At 65.1% G+C, this 17,170-nt stretch carries 18 protein-coding genes; 7 read left to right on the forward strand and 11 right to left on the reverse strand.

Annotated elements, in window-relative coordinates:
• Positions 1-5 precede the first annotated feature (5 nt).
• Both ACVC5H_RS02200 and ACVC5H_RS02205 read left to right on the forward strand, forming a co-directional pair.
• Positions 6-704: a carboxymuconolactone decarboxylase family protein gene (locus ACVC5H_RS02200; protein WP_489620790.1), complete on the forward strand. Its 699-nt coding sequence runs from the start codon at positions 6-8 to the stop codon at positions 702-704.
• Positions 705-811: 107 nt separating this feature from the next.
• Complete coding sequence (locus ACVC5H_RS02205; RefSeq protein WP_489620791.1) at positions 812-1,351, forward strand: SRPBCC family protein; 540 nt, start codon at positions 812-814, stop codon at positions 1,349-1,351.
• Here ACVC5H_RS02205 and ACVC5H_RS02210 read toward each other — a convergent pair.
• Complete coding sequence (locus ACVC5H_RS02210) at positions 1,348-2,259, reverse strand: LysR family transcriptional regulator (RefSeq protein WP_489620792.1); 912 nt, start codon at positions 2,257-2,259, stop codon at positions 1,348-1,350. The two genes, ACVC5H_RS02205 and ACVC5H_RS02210, sit on opposite strands and share 4 nt — an antisense overlap.
• 230 nt (positions 2,260-2,489) lie before the next feature.
• On the opposite strand from ACVC5H_RS02210, the gene ACVC5H_RS02215 reads away from it, so the two are divergent.
• Entirely contained in the window at positions 2,490-4,514 is a 2,025-nt protein-coding gene (locus tag ACVC5H_RS02215) for a TonB-dependent receptor (RefSeq protein WP_489620793.1), read from the forward strand.
• Between the two features lie 35 nt (positions 4,515-4,549).
• Here ACVC5H_RS02215 and ACVC5H_RS02220 read toward each other — a convergent pair whose 3' ends face one another.
• The 8 genes from ACVC5H_RS02220 to ACVC5H_RS02255 are packed head-to-tail and all read right to left on the reverse strand — an operon-like array spanning position 4,550 to position 11,559.
• Positions 4,550-4,921, reverse strand: coding sequence for a RidA family protein (locus ACVC5H_RS02220; RefSeq protein WP_489620794.1), 372 nt, complete (start codon positions 4,919-4,921; stop codon positions 4,550-4,552).
• Between the two features lie 50 nt (positions 4,922-4,971).
• Positions 4,972-6,375: an FAD-dependent oxidoreductase gene (locus tag ACVC5H_RS02225; protein WP_489620795.1), complete on the reverse strand. Its 1,404-nt coding sequence runs from the start codon at positions 6,373-6,375 to the stop codon at positions 4,972-4,974.
• Entirely contained in the window at positions 6,372-6,683 is a 312-nt protein-coding gene (locus ACVC5H_RS02230) for a (2Fe-2S)-binding protein (RefSeq protein ID WP_489620796.1), read from the reverse strand. Before ACVC5H_RS02230 ends, ACVC5H_RS02225 begins: the two co-directional genes overlap by 4 nt.
• Complete coding sequence (locus ACVC5H_RS02235) at positions 6,655-7,779, reverse strand: NAD(P)/FAD-dependent oxidoreductase (protein ID WP_489620797.1); 1,125 nt, start codon at positions 7,777-7,779, stop codon at positions 6,655-6,657. The genes ACVC5H_RS02230 and ACVC5H_RS02235 overlap by 29 nt, the downstream gene beginning before the upstream one ends.
• Complete coding sequence (locus ACVC5H_RS02240) at positions 7,776-8,576, reverse strand: ABC transporter permease (RefSeq protein WP_489620798.1); 801 nt, start codon at positions 8,574-8,576, stop codon at positions 7,776-7,778. Before ACVC5H_RS02240 ends, ACVC5H_RS02235 begins: the two co-directional genes overlap by 4 nt.
• Positions 8,573-9,433: an ABC transporter permease gene (locus tag ACVC5H_RS02245; RefSeq protein WP_489620799.1), complete on the reverse strand. Its 861-nt coding sequence runs from the start codon at positions 9,431-9,433 to the stop codon at positions 8,573-8,575. The genes ACVC5H_RS02240 and ACVC5H_RS02245 overlap by 4 nt, the downstream gene beginning before the upstream one ends.
• A complete protein-coding gene (locus ACVC5H_RS02250; RefSeq protein ID WP_489620800.1) occupies positions 9,430-10,482 on the reverse strand; it encodes an ABC transporter ATP-binding protein in 1,053 nt (350 codons plus the stop codon). The genes ACVC5H_RS02245 and ACVC5H_RS02250 overlap by 4 nt, the downstream gene beginning before the upstream one ends.
• Before the next feature lie 42 nt (positions 10,483-10,524).
• Positions 10,525-11,559, reverse strand: a complete 1,035-nt coding sequence (locus ACVC5H_RS02255; protein WP_489620801.1) for an ABC transporter substrate-binding protein — start codon at positions 11,557-11,559, stop codon at positions 10,525-10,527.
• Positions 11,560-11,846: 287 nt separating this feature from the next.
• On the opposite strand from ACVC5H_RS02255, the gene ACVC5H_RS02260 reads away from it, so the two are divergent.
• Positions 11,847-12,740: a LysR family transcriptional regulator gene (locus ACVC5H_RS02260; protein ID WP_489622640.1), complete on the forward strand. Its 894-nt coding sequence runs from the start codon at positions 11,847-11,849 to the stop codon at positions 12,738-12,740.
• Positions 12,741-12,801: 61 nt separating this feature from the next.
• Here the strand turns inward: ACVC5H_RS02260 and ACVC5H_RS02265 are convergent, their stop codons facing one another.
• Positions 12,802-13,782, reverse strand: coding sequence for a LysR substrate-binding domain-containing protein (locus tag ACVC5H_RS02265; protein WP_489620802.1), 981 nt, complete (start codon positions 13,780-13,782; stop codon positions 12,802-12,804).
• Between the two features lie 153 nt (positions 13,783-13,935).
• Here ACVC5H_RS02265 and ACVC5H_RS02270 point away from each other — a divergent pair, with 153 nt between their 5' ends.
• Genes ACVC5H_RS02270 through ACVC5H_RS02280 form a run of 3 tightly spaced genes read left to right on the forward strand, consistent with a single transcriptional unit; the run spans position 13,936 to position 15,701 of the window.
• Positions 13,936-14,562 (forward strand): FMN-dependent NADH-azoreductase, encoded by a 627-nt coding sequence (locus tag ACVC5H_RS02270; RefSeq protein WP_489620803.1) that lies wholly within the window; start codon positions 13,936-13,938, stop codon positions 14,560-14,562.
• Positions 14,563-14,575: 13 nt separating this feature from the next.
• Complete coding sequence (locus ACVC5H_RS02275; RefSeq protein ID WP_489620804.1) at positions 14,576-14,887, forward strand: YciI family protein; 312 nt, start codon at positions 14,576-14,578, stop codon at positions 14,885-14,887.
• 13 nt (positions 14,888-14,900) lie between these two features.
• Positions 14,901-15,701 carry an alpha/beta fold hydrolase gene (locus ACVC5H_RS02280; RefSeq protein ID WP_489620805.1) on the forward strand — a complete coding sequence of 267 codons (801 nt, stop codon included), beginning with the start codon at positions 14,901-14,903 and terminating at the stop codon, positions 15,699-15,701.
• A 16-nt stretch (positions 15,702-15,717) separates the two neighbouring features.
• Here the strand turns inward: ACVC5H_RS02280 and ACVC5H_RS02285 are convergent, their stop codons facing one another.
• Positions 15,718-17,166, reverse strand: a complete 1,449-nt coding sequence (locus ACVC5H_RS02285; RefSeq protein ID WP_489620806.1) for a cytochrome c — start codon at positions 17,164-17,166, stop codon at positions 15,718-15,720.
• Between the last annotated feature and the right edge of the window lie 4 nt (positions 17,167-17,170).

Below are 17,170 nucleotides of genomic sequence, written 5' to 3' on the forward strand. Positions count from 1 at the left end.
CCGTCATGTCACAAACCTCTGCAACCGATGCGCTCTTCGAGATGCTCTCCAGCGTGGCTCCGGCCCTGGTCGATCTGACCCGCGAGCACGTTGTCGATGAACTGTGGCACCGTCCCGGCCTGAGCACACGCGAGCGCGCCCTGGTCACGGTGGCAGCGCTGGTGGCACGCCATGCCACACTGGCTTATCCGCATTACTTCAACAAGGCGCTCGACAGCGGCCTGTCGGCCGATGAGCTCAGCGAGTTGCTGACCCATCTGGGCTGCTATGCCAGCCTGGCCAATGCCTTCGCCGCCATCGGTGCGGCGCGCGAGGTGCTGCTCCAGCGCGGCTTGCAAGTGGACTTGCCGGCCGCCGCGGCACCACCGTTGCTGGAGCTGGCTGAGGTCGTTCCGTTCCACCTTCAGGAAGCGGTGTTCGGCATTGGACAGTCGGCCTCGTCCTCCCCAGCACTGGCGCACTTCACCGAAGTGGTCTTGCTGCAGAAGATCTGGCGCCGTCCCGGACTGCCCGTCCGCGAACGTGCCCTGGTGACCGTGGTTGCCCTGGCGGCGATGGGACAGACCGAGCGGCTGCCGGCTTATCTTGCCCTGGCCAGCCATCACGGATTGGGCCGTGAGCAGTTTGGCGAGGCATTGGCGCATATGGCCTTCTATTGCGGCTGGGGTTTGGCACAGAAGGCGGCAGTGGCGATAGCGGAGTGATCCAGATATCAGTTCATCTGATATCAAAAATCATTTTTCAGGATTGGATGAATAAGCCACCGGACTGCATCATGCAGACCTGTCCAACATTCATCCAGGAACTCCCCGTGTCCGCTTCTGCCACCACCCAGGCCGCCATCGTCTGGCCTGCCGGCTATCTGCCCGGTACCACCGACAACTATGTTTCCAATGAAGTGATCATTGCCGGCCTCTCGGCGGCGCAGGTGTGGCCGCTGCTCAACGACACCACCGCGTGGCCGTCCTGTTACGGCAACGCCAGCGAGATCCGTTTTCACGACGGCAGCGGTCCGCTGCTGTCTGCGGGCGCACGTTTTCGCTTCACCACCTTCGGCTTTGCGGTCGAGGCGGAAGTGACCGAGTACCTGTCGCCACAGCCTGGACAGGCCGCCCGCGTTGCCTGGCATGGCTGGGTCGAGGGCGACGCTGCAACGCGTCTGGATGTGCACCATGCCTGGCTGTTCGAAGACCTGGAAGGCGGACGCGTGCGCATCCTCACGCAGGAAACCCAGAACGGCCAACCCGCATGCACGCTGGCGGCGACCCTGCCCAATCCCATGCTCAATGCCCATCAGGAATGGATCAGCGGCCTGGCTCGTGCAGCGGCGGCCGTCGCTGCACGCCGTTAAGGCAACAAGCCCGCCGTGGCGAAGAGCAACTGCCGCAGCCAGCGCTGGGCCGGATCGCGGTGGGTGCGTTCGTGCCAGGCGGCGGTCTTGGTGAAGCCGGCGATCTCCAGGGGCGGGGCCAGCAGTTTCAGACCGGCTACGCCCGCCACCAGCCGATAGGGAACCACCGCCACCAGATCGGTGCTGCGCAGGATCTCCGGCAACACCAGGAAGCGCTTGACCGACAGGCTCACGCGCCGCTGCAGTCCGCGCTGGGCCAGCGCCTCGTCGGTCACACCGTGGAAGGGATCTCCCGCATACGACACCAAGGCATGGTCGAGCGCACAGAACTGCCTCAGTGACATGCGCCGCCCGCGCACCACCGGATGATCCTCGCGCAGCGCGCAGACGTAGTGCTCATCGAAGAGCCGCCGCGCGTGCAAACCGGGCGGGGTATCCTGCGGCGTGGTGAGGGCCAGGTCGATCTCGCCGCGTTCCAGCCGCTCCTGCAGCGGTGCATCTTCCATCGAGGCCAGCCCCACCCGGATGAAGGGTGCATGCTGCTTGAGCGCCGCCAGGAAAGGCAGCGCCACCGCCCGCAAGGCGTAGTCGGTGGCAGCGATGGTGAAATCCAGTTGGGCAGTGGCCGGGTCGAATACCGGGGGATGCAGCAGGCCGTCGATGTCGCGCAGTACGCGCTGTACCGGCTGGGCCAGCTCCAGCGCCCGTGGTGTCGGGATGATGCCGCGCTGGCTGCGGGCAAACAGCGGGTCATCGAAACTCTCGCGCAGCCGCGTGAGGATCCCGCTCATGGCCGGCTGACTCACGCCCAGGCGGGCGGCCGCGCGGGTGACGTTGCGTTCGTCCAGCAGGGCGGCCAGCGCCTTGAGCAGGTTCAGGTCGAGCGTGCGGAGGTCGGTCTTTTTCATGCGCGGCAAGTCGGCTGGGTGAAATGACGCATGGTAGCAAGCCCCTGCGACAAATTGCCACATTCAATTTGCCACCATCCCCCCTTATCCTTGCCGCTCCTGATTTCCCATGCGGCATCCAGGGGACGGCAGCGCGACTGCCGGGCGAGGTCGCATGCCATTCGATGATTACAAAACCAATGACCATCATTTCTGCCCGCAGGCCCGGGCCGTTGCATCGCGCCCGACCCATGTTGAAACTGACCGCCCTGTCCAGCGTGCTGGCCGTGGGCACCGCACCCTTGGCCATGGCGCAATCGGCCAGCGCTGGCGAGGACTCTTCACTCACGCTGGGTACGGTGGAAGTCAGTGGTCGCCGCAGCGGCCCGCTGCCGGTGAACAATGTGCTGAGCTCGGTCGACCTGATCGGCGCCGACCGCATCCAGCAAGAGCAGGTGCAATACAACTGGGAGCTGTTTGCGCAGTCGCCGGGTGTGATGCTGACCCAGTTCCGCCAGGGCAACGAGTCGGGCAAGCTGTCCTTCCGGGGTTTCAACGGCGAGGGCGAGGTCAATGCGGTCAAGCTCCTCATCGATGGTGTGCCCAGCAACGACAATGCCGGTGGCATGCCCTTCCTGGGCACGCTGTTCCCGCTGGACATCGAGCGCATCGAAGTCGTGCGCGGTACCAACGATGCGCGCTACGGCCTGCACAACATCGCCGGCAACGTCAACATCGTCACCCGCCAGGGCGGCAACTACGATGAAGCGCGCCTGACCTATGGCAGCTTCAACACACGCCAGGTACAAGTGGTCAAGGGCGTGGAGAACGGCAACTGGTCGCAGAACTATTTCCTCGGCTACGAAAAATCGGATGGCTATCGCCAGCACGCGCAGAGCGAGAACATCGTCTTCTCCGGCAAATGGTTCTACACCAGCGATGACGGGCGCTATCGCACCGGCCTTAGCATTCGCCACGCCAATGCCTATGCGCAGGAGCCGGGCTACCTCACCGCCCAGGACGCACACAGCAACCCGACGTCCTCCTATGCCTATGCCCAATCCGATGGCGGCAACCGGCAGATGGATCAGGTCAGCCTGCATTTCGATGGCGACATTGACGACCAGCTCTCGGTCGGTGCCAAGCTCTACCTGAACCGTGTACGCGACCAGCGCTGGCTGCGCTATTCCTCCACCACCTCGCAGCAGGAACGTCTCATCGACGAGACCCACTACGGCCTGCTGACCACAGCCACCTATCGTCCCCGCTGGCAGGCGCTGGAGGGTATGAACGACCTGGCGCTGGAAGGCGGCTTCAACCTGGAGCGCCAGGAAGACCAGAGCCCGCGCTACAACACGGTCAACCAGGTGCGGGTGTCGCAGACGCGTGATCATCATTTCGTCTTCGATACGGTGGGCGCCTATGTGCAGGCCGTGATCAAGCCGGTGGAGGCGCTGCGCATCATTCCCGGCTATCGCGTGGATCATGTGGGCGGGCGCTTCAACGATCCGTCGCGCGGCGTGAGCTATGGCATCCAGGACTATGGCTATATCCGCCAGCCCAAGCTGAGTGTGGTGTACGCGCCGATCCGCCAGGCCAGCGTCTACGCCAATTGGGGCCGGACCTTCCAGGTCGGCGCGGGCGCGGCAGCCTACAAGTCCAACAACAACGACTTGCGGCCCTCCATCAACGATGGCTGGGAAACCGGGCTCAAGTTCACCCCGGTGGACTGGCTCGATGGCCGTGTGGCGGCGTGGGCACAGCAAGCTTCGGATGAGGTCAAGCGGCGTCTGAACGACCCCACCGGCGACTCCGAAAACGTCGGCCGCACCCGGCGCAACGGTGTCGACCTGCAAGTCAATCTGCGTGCCTCCAGGAGCACCACGGTGTGGCTGGCCTATTCGCGCCAGCGTTCGGAAATCGTCACGCCCGATCCGACGGCACCCAACACCATCGGCAAGGAAATCGATCACGTACCGCGCTATGTCTATTCGGGCGGGATCGATTACCAGGCCAGCGCTGACCTGAAACTTTCCGCCTCGGTCAACGGCCAGGGCAGCTATTACCTGACCACCGCCAATACCGGCGGCAAGTTCGGCGGCTATACGCTGTTCAACGCCAGCGCCACCTATCAGGTCACGCCCAAGCTGAGCCTGGAGTTGCAGCTCAAGAACCTTACAAATCGCTACTATGAATATGTCTGGATCAATGACCAGACCCGGCATGCCCCGGGGGACGGGCGCGCGGTGTACGTGTCGGCCAATGTGAAGTATTGAGCGAAAACAGGGCAGGGCACACCGGCCCTGCCTGCTTATTGCGCAGCGACCACGGTGATTTCCACCAGCAGGCTGGGCGAGCCCAGCTTGGCTTCGAGCGTGGTGCGGGCCGGCGCGGTGCCGGCGGGCACCCAGGCGTCCCAGACCGCATTCATGGCAGCGAAGTCGGCGATGTCGCGCAGGTAGATGGTGGTCGAGAGGATGCGCTCCCGGTGCGAACCTGCTTCGCTGAGCAGGGCATCGATACGGGCCAGCACTTCCGCAGTCTGGGTGCCGATGTCAGCCTCTGCATGCGGGCCGCCGTTGGCTGTCTGTCCGCACAGATAGACCAGGCCGCCGTATTTGACGATCTTGCTCATGCGCGCATTGGTGTGCTTTCTCTCGATGCTGTTGTCGGTGGTGCTCAAGCGATTCTCCTGTCAACGTTGGTTCATGTCACTGCATGGACTTGCCCGGATTAGTCCGCGGCAAGGGGTTCGGTCTGGTCCAGCGCCGCCAGCGAGGCCAGCGCGATGGGTTTGAGTGGCGTACGGATGTGATAGGCCCCCACTTCCCCGGGCGGCTTGCCCAGCTCCTGCGCCAGGATCTGCGTCACGCTCAGGCCGCACATGCGCCCCTGGCAGGGACCCATGCCGCAGCGGCTGAAGAACTTGGTCTGATTGGGCCCCTGGCAGCCCAGGCGCGCCATCTCGCGGATCTGCCCGGCGCTGACCTCTTCGCAGCGGCACACGATGGTCTCGTCGGGTGGACTGGCCAGCCATTGCGGCGGACGATAGAGCGCATCCAGGAAGGGGCGGATCTTCAGGTGCCGGGTGCGTTCCGCCTGCGCCTGGCCGATCAGCGCGGCGCATGCCGCAGCATCGCTCTTGCCGATGGCCAGGGCGGCATGGGCGGCGGCGAGGATACCGGCGGATTCTGCCGCTCGCGCACCCGCAATACCGGCACCGTCGCCAGCGATGCGCAGTCCCGCCAGCGAGGTCTGGCCGCCTTCGTCCACCACCGGCGTCCAGCACAGATTGAGGGCATCCCAGCGGTGATCCAGGCGCAACTGTCGGCTCAGCTGCGTATTGGGAACCACACCATGGTGCAGCAGTACCACCTTGGCCGCCAGCGTGTGGCGCTGGGCGCCGACGCTGAACTGCACCTGTTCGGCCTGGACGCTGCCCGCGATGCGCAGGTCGCTGGCACCCTGATACAGCGGCACGCCGGCGCGGCGCAAACGCCACAGCATCTTCAGGCCCTTGATCAGGTATTGCGGCGCGCCCAGCGCCGCCGGCAGATGCGGCAGGGCGCGGTTCAGGTTGTCGCGTGGCGAGGTCTGTACCACGGCCGCCACTTCGGCCCCGGCTTCCAGCAGCTGGCAGGCCACCAGCAACAGCAGGGGACCGGCACCGGCCAGCACCACCGGCCCCTGCGGCACCGAGGCCGAGGTCTTCATCGCGATCTGCGCTGCGCCCGCATTGAGCACGCCCGGCAAGGTCCAGCCAGGCACCGGCGAGGGGCGTTCCATGGCGCCGGTGGCCGCGATGATCTGGCGCGCACGCAAGCGGGAGGAACGTCCCTCCTGCTCTAGCGTGACCACCAGATCCTGGGTGATTTCCCACACCAGGGCGCCGCTGCGATACTCCACGCCGCACTGCTGCAGACGCTCGGCCAGGCTGCGTCCGTGCAGGTAATCCGGACCCAGCACGGCAGCTACCTGGGGCGACACCTGCGTGACGTTGCGATAGATCTGCCCGCCCGGGCGCGGTTGCTCGTCCAGCAGCAGCGTCTTCAAGCCCAATCCTGCGGCGGTGATGGCAGCCGACATCCCGGCCGGGCCGGCGCCGATGATGATGAGATCGTGGGTCGGCGCCATCATGCGGGCTCTCCCACGCGGCGCGCGCCATGCGGCAGACGCACTTCCATGCCAGCCTCCACCTGCACCATGCAGGACTGCACGTTCTGGCGGCCATCGACTTCGACCAGGCAATCGAAACACACGCCCATCAGGCAGAAGGGCGCACGCGGGCTTCCCGATACCGGGGTATGCCGCAGCGGACTCACGCCCGCATTGAGCAGGGCAGTGGCCAGGCTTTCGCCTTCCCTGGCGTGGATGGTCTTGCCGTCCACCCGGAGGGCCACCTCGGGGCGGCGGTCTTCATTGGCCGTCAGCATGGACTTGAACATGGAATCGCTCCGCTTTGAATTTGGAAATGGCAGTGGGCTCGGCGCCGCCCCGTATCCAGTCCGCCAGGGGACCGGCATGCATGGCCGCCAGCGTGATGCCGCTGTGGCAGGTCACCACGAAGGCACCGGGGCATTGGCGCGACTCTTCATAGATGGGGAAACCATCGGGCGTCATCACCCGCAACGCGCCCCAGGTGCGGACCACGTTGGCACTATCGAGCAAGGGGAAAAACTTGCGCGCACGATTGGCGATATGGGCCAGTTGATCAATCGAGGTGCGGTCGTCGAAACCCACGTCTTCCTTGGAATCGCCGATCTGCACCACGCCCTCGCCGGTCTGCCGCACATGGCCCGAAGGATGGCGCAGGAACGGCTGCATGCGCTCGGTCACCAGCACCTGTCCGCGATTGGGCGCCACCGGCGCGTGCAGGCCGACCAGCGGCGCCAGGGTGCGATTGCCCAGCCCGGCCGCCAGCACCAGTTTGCCGGCGACGTATTCCTGCCCACCGGCATGGACGTGGAACTGGCCGGCGCGATGGATGATCTGCTCGCAGCGCACGCCATTGCGCAGGATGCCGCCCAGCGTGTGAAAGCGCTGCACCAGTGCACGCAGCAGCCGCAACGGGCTCACGTGGCCATCGCGCGGACCGTAGACGGCGCCGATCACTTCCGGTCCGATGTGCGGCGAGAGCTCCTTGAGCGCCACCGGGTCGAGCACCTCGAAGGGATAGTCGCCCACCGCCACGCGCAGGCGTTCCAGTTTTTGCACATAGGCGCGCAGCTCGTCGTCGGTCAGGAAGAATTGCAGGCCACCGATCTGCTGCAGCTCCAGGTCGATGCCGCTGGCCTGCGTCAGTTCCTGCGCGAAAGCCGACCAGCTTTGCGCCGAGGCCATGCTCCAGCGCGCATAGTCGGGCAGCTCATCGCCCTTGCCCTGCACCCAGACCAGGCCGAAGTTGCCGCGTGCAGCACGAAAGGCATCGTCGCCCTCGTCCAGCACCAGCACCTTCTCGCCCGCCTTGGACAGTCCGTAGGCGATGGACATGCCGACCACGCCCCCGCCGATGACCAGCGTATCGATATCCGTTGAAATCATGATGTCTTTCCAGAGAGAATCCGGTCCAGTCCGTAGAAGCGTTCCAGCAAGGCCATCAGCACCAGGGTCAGCACGATCAGCACGGTGGAGACCGAGGCCAGCAGCGGATCGATGGTGTTGGCGATGTGGTTGTACATCTTCACCGGCAGGGTTTCGGTACCCGCCGAGGAAACGAAGATGGACATGGTGAGTTCGTCGAAACTGTTGATGAAGGCGATGATCCAGCCACCCGCCACGCCGGGAATGATGAGCGGCAGCTCGACCCGCCGGAACACGGTCCAGGCCGAGGCCCCAAGCGATTGCGCGGCCTGCGCGATGGTGCGGTCAAAGCCGGTGGCCGCCGCCACCACCAGGCGCAGCACGTAGGGCAGCACGATGACCGTGTGCGCTACCGTCAGGCCCCAGGCGGTACCGGGCGAGCCCAGCAGCGTCAGCAGGCGCAGCAGCGCAATGCCCAGCACGATGTTGGGCACCATCAGCGGTGACAGCAGCAGCCCCAGCAGCGCATCCCGCCCGGGGAAGCGATACCAGGCGATGGCCATGCCGGCCGGTACCGCCAGCAAGGTCGCCAGGGTCGCCGCCGTCACACCCAGCGACAGGCTGCGGTAGAAGGCCGTCATGAAACTGTCGTCGCCGAGAATGGCGCCATACCAGCGCAGCGAGGCGCCATCGAAGGGCAGCGAGATGTAGCCCTTGTCGGTAAAGGAGACGCACACCACCATCACCAGCGGCGCCAGCATGAAGGCCGCAAAGGCGAGATGGAACAGCATCAGGGGCAGGGGAACGCGCGTCTTCATTGGAACACCTGCCTGTAACGCCGCTCCACCAGGCGGTTCACGCCCAGCGAGACGGCCAGCACGATCACCAGCAACACCACCGACAGGGCCGCGCCCAGCGGCCAGTTGAGGTTGCCCAGGAATTCGTCGTAGATGGTGGTAGGCACCACCTTCAGCCGGCGTCCGCCGATGATGGCCGGGGTGGCGAAGGCACTGGCGGCCAGCGAGAACACGATCAGGCCACCCGAGAGCACCCCCGGGATGACCTGGGGAAAGACGATGCGCAGCATGATCGTGCCCAGCCCCGCGCCCAGCGATTCGGCGGCCTGTTCGGTGGCGGGATCGAGCTTTTGCAGCGAGGCCCAGACGGCCAGTACCATCATCGGCACCAGCACGTGCACCAGCGCGATCACCACACCGGTAAAGGTGAACATCATCTTGACCGGCGTATCGATGAGGCCCATGGCCATGAGCGCCTTGTTGATCACGCCTTCATTGCCCAGCAGGATGGCCCAGCCCAGTGTGCGCACCACTACCGAGATCAGCAGCGGTCCCAGCACGATGACCAGGGAGACGGCGCGCCATCTTTCCGACAGGCGCGAGAGCACGTAGGCCTCCGGCACGCCGATGGCGATGCAGATCAGCGTGACCACCAGGGCCAGCCCGAAGGTGCGCAGGAAGATGTTCCGGTAGTAGTCGTCGGTGGCGATGTCGAGATAGTTGGCAAGCGTAAGGTGATCGCCCGTGACGCCACCGGCCACGAAGGGGAAGAAGCTCAGCGACAGGGTAATCACCAGAGGCAAGACCACGAAAGCCAGCGTGATCAGCGTGGCGGGCGTCCCCATCCAGTAGGGCAGTGCGCTGTGACGGGCGCTCATCGTGCCGCCCCCGTGCGGGGCACCACGTGGGCATGTTCCGGCGCCCAGCGCAGGCTGACCGGATCGCCTTCGGCCCAGGTGGGTGCACCCTTGTTGGCCTGGCTGATCTGGACCAGGCCCAGCGGTGTCTGCACCTGGTAGAGCCAGTGATTGCCCAGGAACACGCGCGCCTGCACGCGGCCGGCCAGCAGCGCGTCCTCGGGCGTGGTGAATTCAAGCTTCTCCGGGCGGACGATGTATTCCACCTCGCCAGTGGCGGCCAGGTCGGCCGCAGGCAGGCGATAGCCCTCCAGTTCCACGCAATTGCGGCCCTGCATGCGGGTGCCGGCGAATACGTTGGCTTTGCCGAGGAAGGTGGAGGAAAACCGTCCGTTGGGTTGTTCGTACATGTCGTAGGGACGGCCGATCTGTTCGATGCCGCCCTTGTTCATCAACACCACGCGGTCCGAGAGGGTCATGGCTTCGGCCTGGTCATGCGTGACCATGATGGTGGTCACGCCCACGCGGTGCTGCAGGGCGCGCAGCTCGATCTGCATTTCCTCGCGCAGCTTGGCATCGAGTGCGCCCATCGGTTCATCCAGCAACAGCACCGGCGGCTGGATGGCCAGCGCGCGTGCCAGCGCGACACGCTGGCGCTGGCCGCCCGAGAGCTCTTTGGGATAGCGCTGTGCCATCGCACCCAGGTGGACCAGATCGAGGGTTTCCGCTACCCGCCGGCTGCGCTCGGCGCTGGCCAGTCCTTGCATTTCCATGCCGAAAGCGACGTTCTGGGCCACCGTCATGTGCGGGAACAAGGCGTAGTTCTGGAACACGATGCCCAGTCCGCGCTGGCTCGGCTTGACGTCGGTGATATCGCGCCCATCCAGCAGGATGCGTCCGCTGGTGGGCTGCACGAAACCGGCGATCATCTGCAGCGTGGTGGTCTTGCCGCAGCCCGATGGTCCCAGCAGGCTGATGAATTCGCCCTTGGCCACCGACAGGTCGCACTGCCCGACCGCCACCACGTCGCCGTAGTGCTTGGACAGGCCATTGAGTTGAAGAAAGCTCATGGAGGGGATCCCCTGGTCTGATCGCGTAAGGGTGAGATGGCTTCAGCGCTCGACCGCGCGGTTCCAGCGGTTGGTCCACTCGGCGCGCTGGGCATTGATGATGCCGTAGTTGGGCGCAATCATCTGTCCCACTTTCTCAGGACCATAGACCACGCGCTTCATGACCTCGGGCGTGAGCTTGGTGGTCTTGTTGACCGGTCCCCAGCCCTGCGAAGTGGCGAGGATGGCCTGCACGTCGGCCGACAGCACGTATTGCAGGAACTGCTGTGCCAGCTTGGGTTGCGGTCCGCCTTCCACGACGCAGGCCGCCGACATGAGGGCCACCGCACCTTCCTTGGGATAGACGAATTCCACCGGCGCACCCTGGTCGATGACGGCCTGCACGCGGCCATTGCCCCACACCGCCAGCGCCGCTTCACCGGTCTGCAGCATCTCGGCCATCTTGCCCGGCGACGGTTCCCAGGCCAGCACGTTGGGCGCCACCTTCTTGATCATGGCGTCGAAGCCCGGTGCGATCTTCTCTTCGCTGCCGCCGTTCAGGCGAGCCATCATCACCAGCGTGAGCAGGCCGTAGCCATTGGTGATGGGCGGGATCACCACTTTCTGCTTGTACTTGGGATTGGTCAGGTCCTGCCAGGAGTCGGGCGCCTTCCAGCCGTTCTTGGCAAAGACTTCCTTGTTGTAGGCCAGGCCGGTGGCAATGAAGCCGATGCCGATCGATTTGTCCCCGATCATGCGGGCATTGGGATAGACCTCGCGCGAGCTGCTGCCTTCTTCGATCTTGGCGCACAGGCCCTGGCCGACGGCCTGGTACATCGGACCATCGTCGATCATGGCCAGCGACATTTCCTGATGGCCCTTCTGGGCTTGCAGCTTGGCCAGGATGTCGGTGGAGTTGCCCGACACATAGACCACCTTGCTGCCCGTCCTGGCCTCGAAAGGCGGAATGATCTTTTCCTTGAAGGCTTGTTCGCTGGACCCGCCGTAGCCGCCGACGTACAGCGTTTCGGCCGCCTGGGAAGTTGCCGTGGCCAGCAAGGCGGCCGCCATCGTTACGCCAAGAGTGCTTCGCTTCATGTATTCCTCCGAATAGGACTGCAGTTGAGTGGTCAGCCGGAGCGGCAAGGGGAGAAGTCTGAGCAAATTGCACGCTGGCTTCATCCTGAACAGGTCCTAGTGTAGGCAGTCCTTCGGTCATCAAATATTAAAATTTCGAGGGTTGCTTATGTCTTTTTGTTATGTGTATTGTTGCGGTGCAAATAGAGTGATTTAGCAGAGAAAAGGCACCGCAAAGATGCGATACTGCACCTCGCTGAGGCACAATGATTGAACCTTGATAGCGAGTTGGTTATATGAGAAACAGCGTGAATTTGCGCCAGATCGAAGCCTTCTATTCGGTCATGCGCACCGGCACCGTGGTGGGTGCCGCGCAGATGATGAGCGTGACCCAGCCTGCTGTGAGCCGGGCCATTGCCCATCTGGAGATCCGCATCGGCTATGACCTGTTCGAGCGGCGCGGCCGCAAGCTGGTCGCCACGCCCGAGGCACAAGCCCTGTATGCGGAGCTCGAACCGATCTACGGCAACCTCGACCGTATCGCCCAGGTCGCGCACGATATTGGCCACCAGCGTGCCGGCGCATTGCGCATTGCGACATTGCCGGCGCTCTCGCAAAGCCTGGTGCCGCGCACGGTGGCGCGCTTCGCCGCAGCTCGTCCGCAGGTGTCGGTGTTCGTGCAGACCTTGCCTTCGCGCCAGATCGCCGAGATGGTCGCGACCAAGCAATTCGACATTGGCATCGTCGAGCTGCCCTTGTCGCAGCCTTCCATTTCGATTGAACCGCTGGAGCCGCTGGAGCGCGCGCTGGTGCTGCCGGCCGGGCACCGGCTGGCGCGCCGCAAGCGGGTCTCGCTCAAGGAACTGGATGGGGAGCGCATGATCCTGCTGTCGCAGCACAGCTACATGCGCTATCAGATCGACGACGCGCTCTCCAAGCTGCGGGTGTCGGTGCAGGTGGCGATGGAAACGCCCAATTCGCTGGTGGCCTGTGCGCTGGTGGCCGAAGGGGCGGGAATCACCCTGGTCTCGCGCATCACGGCCGAGCCGTTCGCCAGTGCCGGTGTGGTGATCCGGCCGGTGGTGGAGGAGCTCGACACGCGCTGCGCCATCATCTTCCCTTATCCGGGAAAGCGGCTGGCGCTGGCCGAAACCTTTGCTGCCGATTTGCGCGATGAACTCAGGCGTTGCCAGTCGGGCTGAGGGGGCCTGGCCGTCGGGGGGAGGAAACTGGTCAGGAGCGCAGGCCCAAGGCATCACCGCATCATGCTCGCCTGGCCCTTGTGGTCTTGCCCGAGCGCGCCGGTTTGCGCGCCAGCAGTTTCAGCAGGGCCTGGTTTTCCGCTTGCATGGTCTGCGACAGTTCCACGGCCAGGAATTCGATGAAGGCGCGCACTGCCGGCACCAGCCCGCGCCGCGACGGAAACACTGCATGCAACTGATGCGGCGTGCCGCGATACTGCGGCAGCAACACTACCAACTCGCCGCCTTCGATGGCGCCGTGGCAGACGTTGAAGGGCAGCAGCGCCAGGCCGGCGCCGCCGATGGCGGTCTGCATGACCAGCTGCATGTCATCCGTCACCATCGCCGAGACGTAATCGATCTCGGCCACCTCGCCTTGCGGGCCGTGCAGGCGCCAGCGCTGCGCCTGACCGGGCATGCCGCCCGGGCCGAGCCCGCGCTGCCCCTGCAGTGCTTCCACGCTGTCGAAGGGACCATGCCGGCGGATGAACGCCGGGCTGGCGGCCAGCACCTGCTGGCTGGTGCCGAAGGTGCGCACCACCAGGTTGGAATCCTCCAGCGTGCTCCTGACCCGCATGGCCACATCGAAGCCTTCGCCGATGACGTCGACGCGGCGATTGCTCAGTTCCAGCTCCAGCCGAACATCCGGATGGGCGCACAGGAAGCGCGCCAGCAGCGGCGCCAGGAAGATGTGCGCCACGCCCATCGGTGAACTCACGCGCAGCCGGCCTGCCGGTCTGGCGCCCGCCTGCTCGCTCACTTCCACGGCCGCGCGCGCAGCGTGGGTCATGGCTTCGCAATGGGTGAAGAAGGCCGCCCCCACGTCGGTGACCCGTACCACGCGAGTGGAACGTTGCAGCAGCCGCACGCCCAGGCGCTGCTCCAGTTCGGCCACGCGACGGCTGATGCGCGACTTGGGGATATCCAGCGCACGGGCTGCCGCCGAGAAGCTGCCGTGTACCACCACGGCGGCAAACAAAGCCAGATCGTTGAGGTCTTCCATACGTAGCTCGCCCTGAAGAAAACCTGATTATAGGGCGCGTATTGTCCTATAAATGGAACAATCTGATGCGCAGGCGACGACTAGTGGCAGGGCGCCCCGGCCGGTATCTTCCATTGCGTGCCTTCCCTAACCGATCCCTGAAAGGACCTCGCCATGAAGATTCTCCACCTCGATTCCAGCATCCTGGCCGATGCCTCCGCCTCGCGCGTGCTCAGCGCCGCCATGGTCGACCATCTGCGTACCCTGCATCCCGAAGCCCGGGTCAGCGTGCGCGACCTCGCGGGCAGCCCCATTGCCCACCTCGACGGCGCCATTGCGGCGGGCTTCCGCCAGCCCGGCGGCACCGTTACGGACGCGGCCGTGCTGGCCGAGCATGCCCTCTCCGAGACACTGGTCAGTGAATTCCTCGCCAGCGACGTCATCGTTCTGGGCGTGCCGATGTACAACTTTTCCATTCCCAGCCAGCTCAAGGCCTGGCTGGATCGGCTGGCCCAGCCTGGCCGCACCTTCCGCTATACCGAGCAGGGGCCGCTGGGACTGTCCGGCGACAAGGCGGTGATCGTGGCCTCCACGCGCGGCGGGATGTATTCCAGCGGGCCGGCGACGGTGATGGATCATCAGGAGTCCTACCTGAAGGCCTTCTTCGGTTTCCTCGGCATCCAGCGTGTGCGTTTCGTGCGCGCCGAACGCTTGACCAAGGGTGCCGAGCTGCGCAGCCAGTCCATGCGGGCGGCACTAGACGAGATCCCGTCCGTGGTGGCGGGCCTGCAGATCAGTTGACCGGGAGTCCATCATGATCTTTTCCGTCGTATTGACCTATACCCGTCCGGTCGAGGAAGTGAACCAGCACCTCGACACCCACAAGGCCTGGCTGGCCGCCAACCTCAAGCAAGGTCGCGTGATCTTTGCCGGCCCGCTGGCTGCTGGTGGCGGAGGCCTGGTGCTGGCGACCTGTGCCGATGAAGAGGAACTGCACGCGATGATGGCGGAGGATTCCTTCGTCACCCACGCCGTGGCCAGCTATCAGGCCTACGGTTGCGCGCCCGCCTTGGCTGCGGCAGGTTTCCCGGTGCATTGGGCGCCGCAGGCCAAGTTTGTCGAATGAGGAGACACCGCTGATGATGTACAACCATGATGGGCATCGGCCCGGCTGGCGTTTCCTGCTGGCGGGCTGGATGGCCCTGCTTTCCTCGATCCCGTTGCTTTCACAGGCACAGACCATGCGAACCGAGACTCCGCCACCCATCGATATCGTGCTGGTCCACGGCGCCTTCGCCGATGGCTCCAGCTGGTCCAGGGTGATCGTGCTGTTGCAGCAGAAGGGTTATCGCGTGACGGCGGTACAGAATCCCCTGAGTAGCCTGGCCGCCGATGTCGAGGCCACCCACCGCGTGATCGCACGCCAGCCGCATCCGGTGCTGCTGGTCGGCCATTCATGGGGTGGGGCGGTGATTTCTGTGGCAGGAAACCAGCACAAGGTGAAGGGGCTGGTCTATCTGTCTGCGCTGGCGCCGGATTCCGGCGAGAGCGTGGCGCAAGCCTTGCAGCGCTTGCAGGCGCCCATGCAGGGCCTGCAGGCGGATGCGCAGGGCCTGATCTGGCTGGATGATCCCGAGGTGTTTGCGCAGGTGATGGCCCATGACCTGCCTGCCGATGAGGTGCGTGCGCTGGTGGCTGTGCAGCAGCCCATCGCCGCTGCGGCCTTCAGCGCCGCCATCGGCCATGCGGCCTGGCACGACAAGCCAAGCTGGTATCTGGTCACGCAAGGCGATCGCGCCTTGTCCACTGCCGTGCAGCAACAGTTTGCCGCTGCCATGAAGGCACGCACCGAGACCATCCCTTCCAGCCACCTGTCGCTGGTGTCGCATCCGCAGCAGGTGGCCGATCTGATCGACAGTGCGGCGCGCAGCCTGCGTTGAGCGACGGCGGCCAGACTCAGGGCGCGCGGTCCTCGACTATCCGTGCCGTCTTGCGGACCTTGGCGACATCGGCGGCGTTGGCAATACCGCCGCGATTGCCCCAGGCGGTCTGGATGTAGGACGTGACATCGGCCACTTGCTGATCGCTCAGCAGATGCGCATACGGCGCCATCACCAGCCCGGCCGGGGCCGAGTCAGTAGAGGGTTGGCGCCCGCCCTGCAGGATGATGCGGATGGCCGACGCGGTGTCGGGGGTTTGCAGTATCGGGTTGCCGGCCAGTGCAGGGAAGGCCTTGCCATAACCTGTGCCATTGCTGCGATGGCAGGCGGCACAGCGGTCCAGGTAGAGCGCCGCCCCCTGGGTCTGCGGGCGACCCTCGAAAGCGGCGGTGGCCGTGACCTCATCGTAGCGATAGGGTTCGGCGCCATTGCGCGGGGCCAGGCTCAGCAGATAGTGCGACATGGCGTTGAGATCGGCATCGGTCATGTATTGCATGGAATATTCGATCACGTCGTTCATGGCACCGAACGAGGCCGTGTACTGGTTGCGCCCCGTGCGCAGGAAATCCACCAGGTCGGCCTGGCTCCAACCGGCAATGCCGCCGCCATGTTCATTGCGCAGCGAAGGCACGTTCCAGCCATCGACCACCTGTCCGCCGCTGAGGTAGAGACGGCTGCTGTCGTCACGCAGGGATTTCTCCTGCAGCGTGGTCGAGCGCGGCGTATGGCAGCTGCCGCAATGGCCCAGCCCCTCCACCAGGTAGGCGCCGCGCGCCAGCTGGGCATCCGTGCCGACCGGTGCCATATAGGGGGCTGGCGTGGGTGCGAAGAGCTTCCTCCACATCGCCAGCGGCCAGCGCATCGACAAGGGCCAGGGGATGTCGTTGCTGCGGTTGGCCTGCGCCGAGGGCGGTACGGCCTTGGTGAAGTAAGCGTACAGCGCCTGCATGTCCTCGTCGGTCAGGCGCGAATACGAGGGATAAGGCATGGCCGGATAGACGGTATAGCCGGCCTTGGTGACGCCGGTACGCATCAGGCGCGCGAAGTCGTCATAGCTCCAGTGGCCGATGCCGTGTTCCTTGTCGGGCGTGATGTTGGTGGAGTAGATCGCGCCAATCGGCGAGGCCAGCGCCAGTCCCCCCGCGAAGGGCGCACCGCCCTTGCTGGTGTGGCAGGCCACGCAATCGCCGGCCCGTGCCAGGTAGGCGCCGCGCAGCAGTTGCTGGTCGTCGGCACCGGGGCTGGCTTGCTTGCCGATCCGTTCGGACAGGGCGGCGTCAGCCGGGGGCAGGACGAAGGGGCGTTGCGGCGCGATTTCCCGATTGAGCAGGCGAGCGCCAACTGGTTGCCCGGGCGGCGCAGGCACCGTCAGCGAGTCGTCGGCATGGGCCAGATTACGGGCCGCACCGATCACCAGTGCGGCGGCACCCAGCGCCAGGGTGGAGATCAGGATCAGTCGTTTCATCATC

This window comes from Herbaspirillum sp. Her3, from assembly GCF_057961275.1.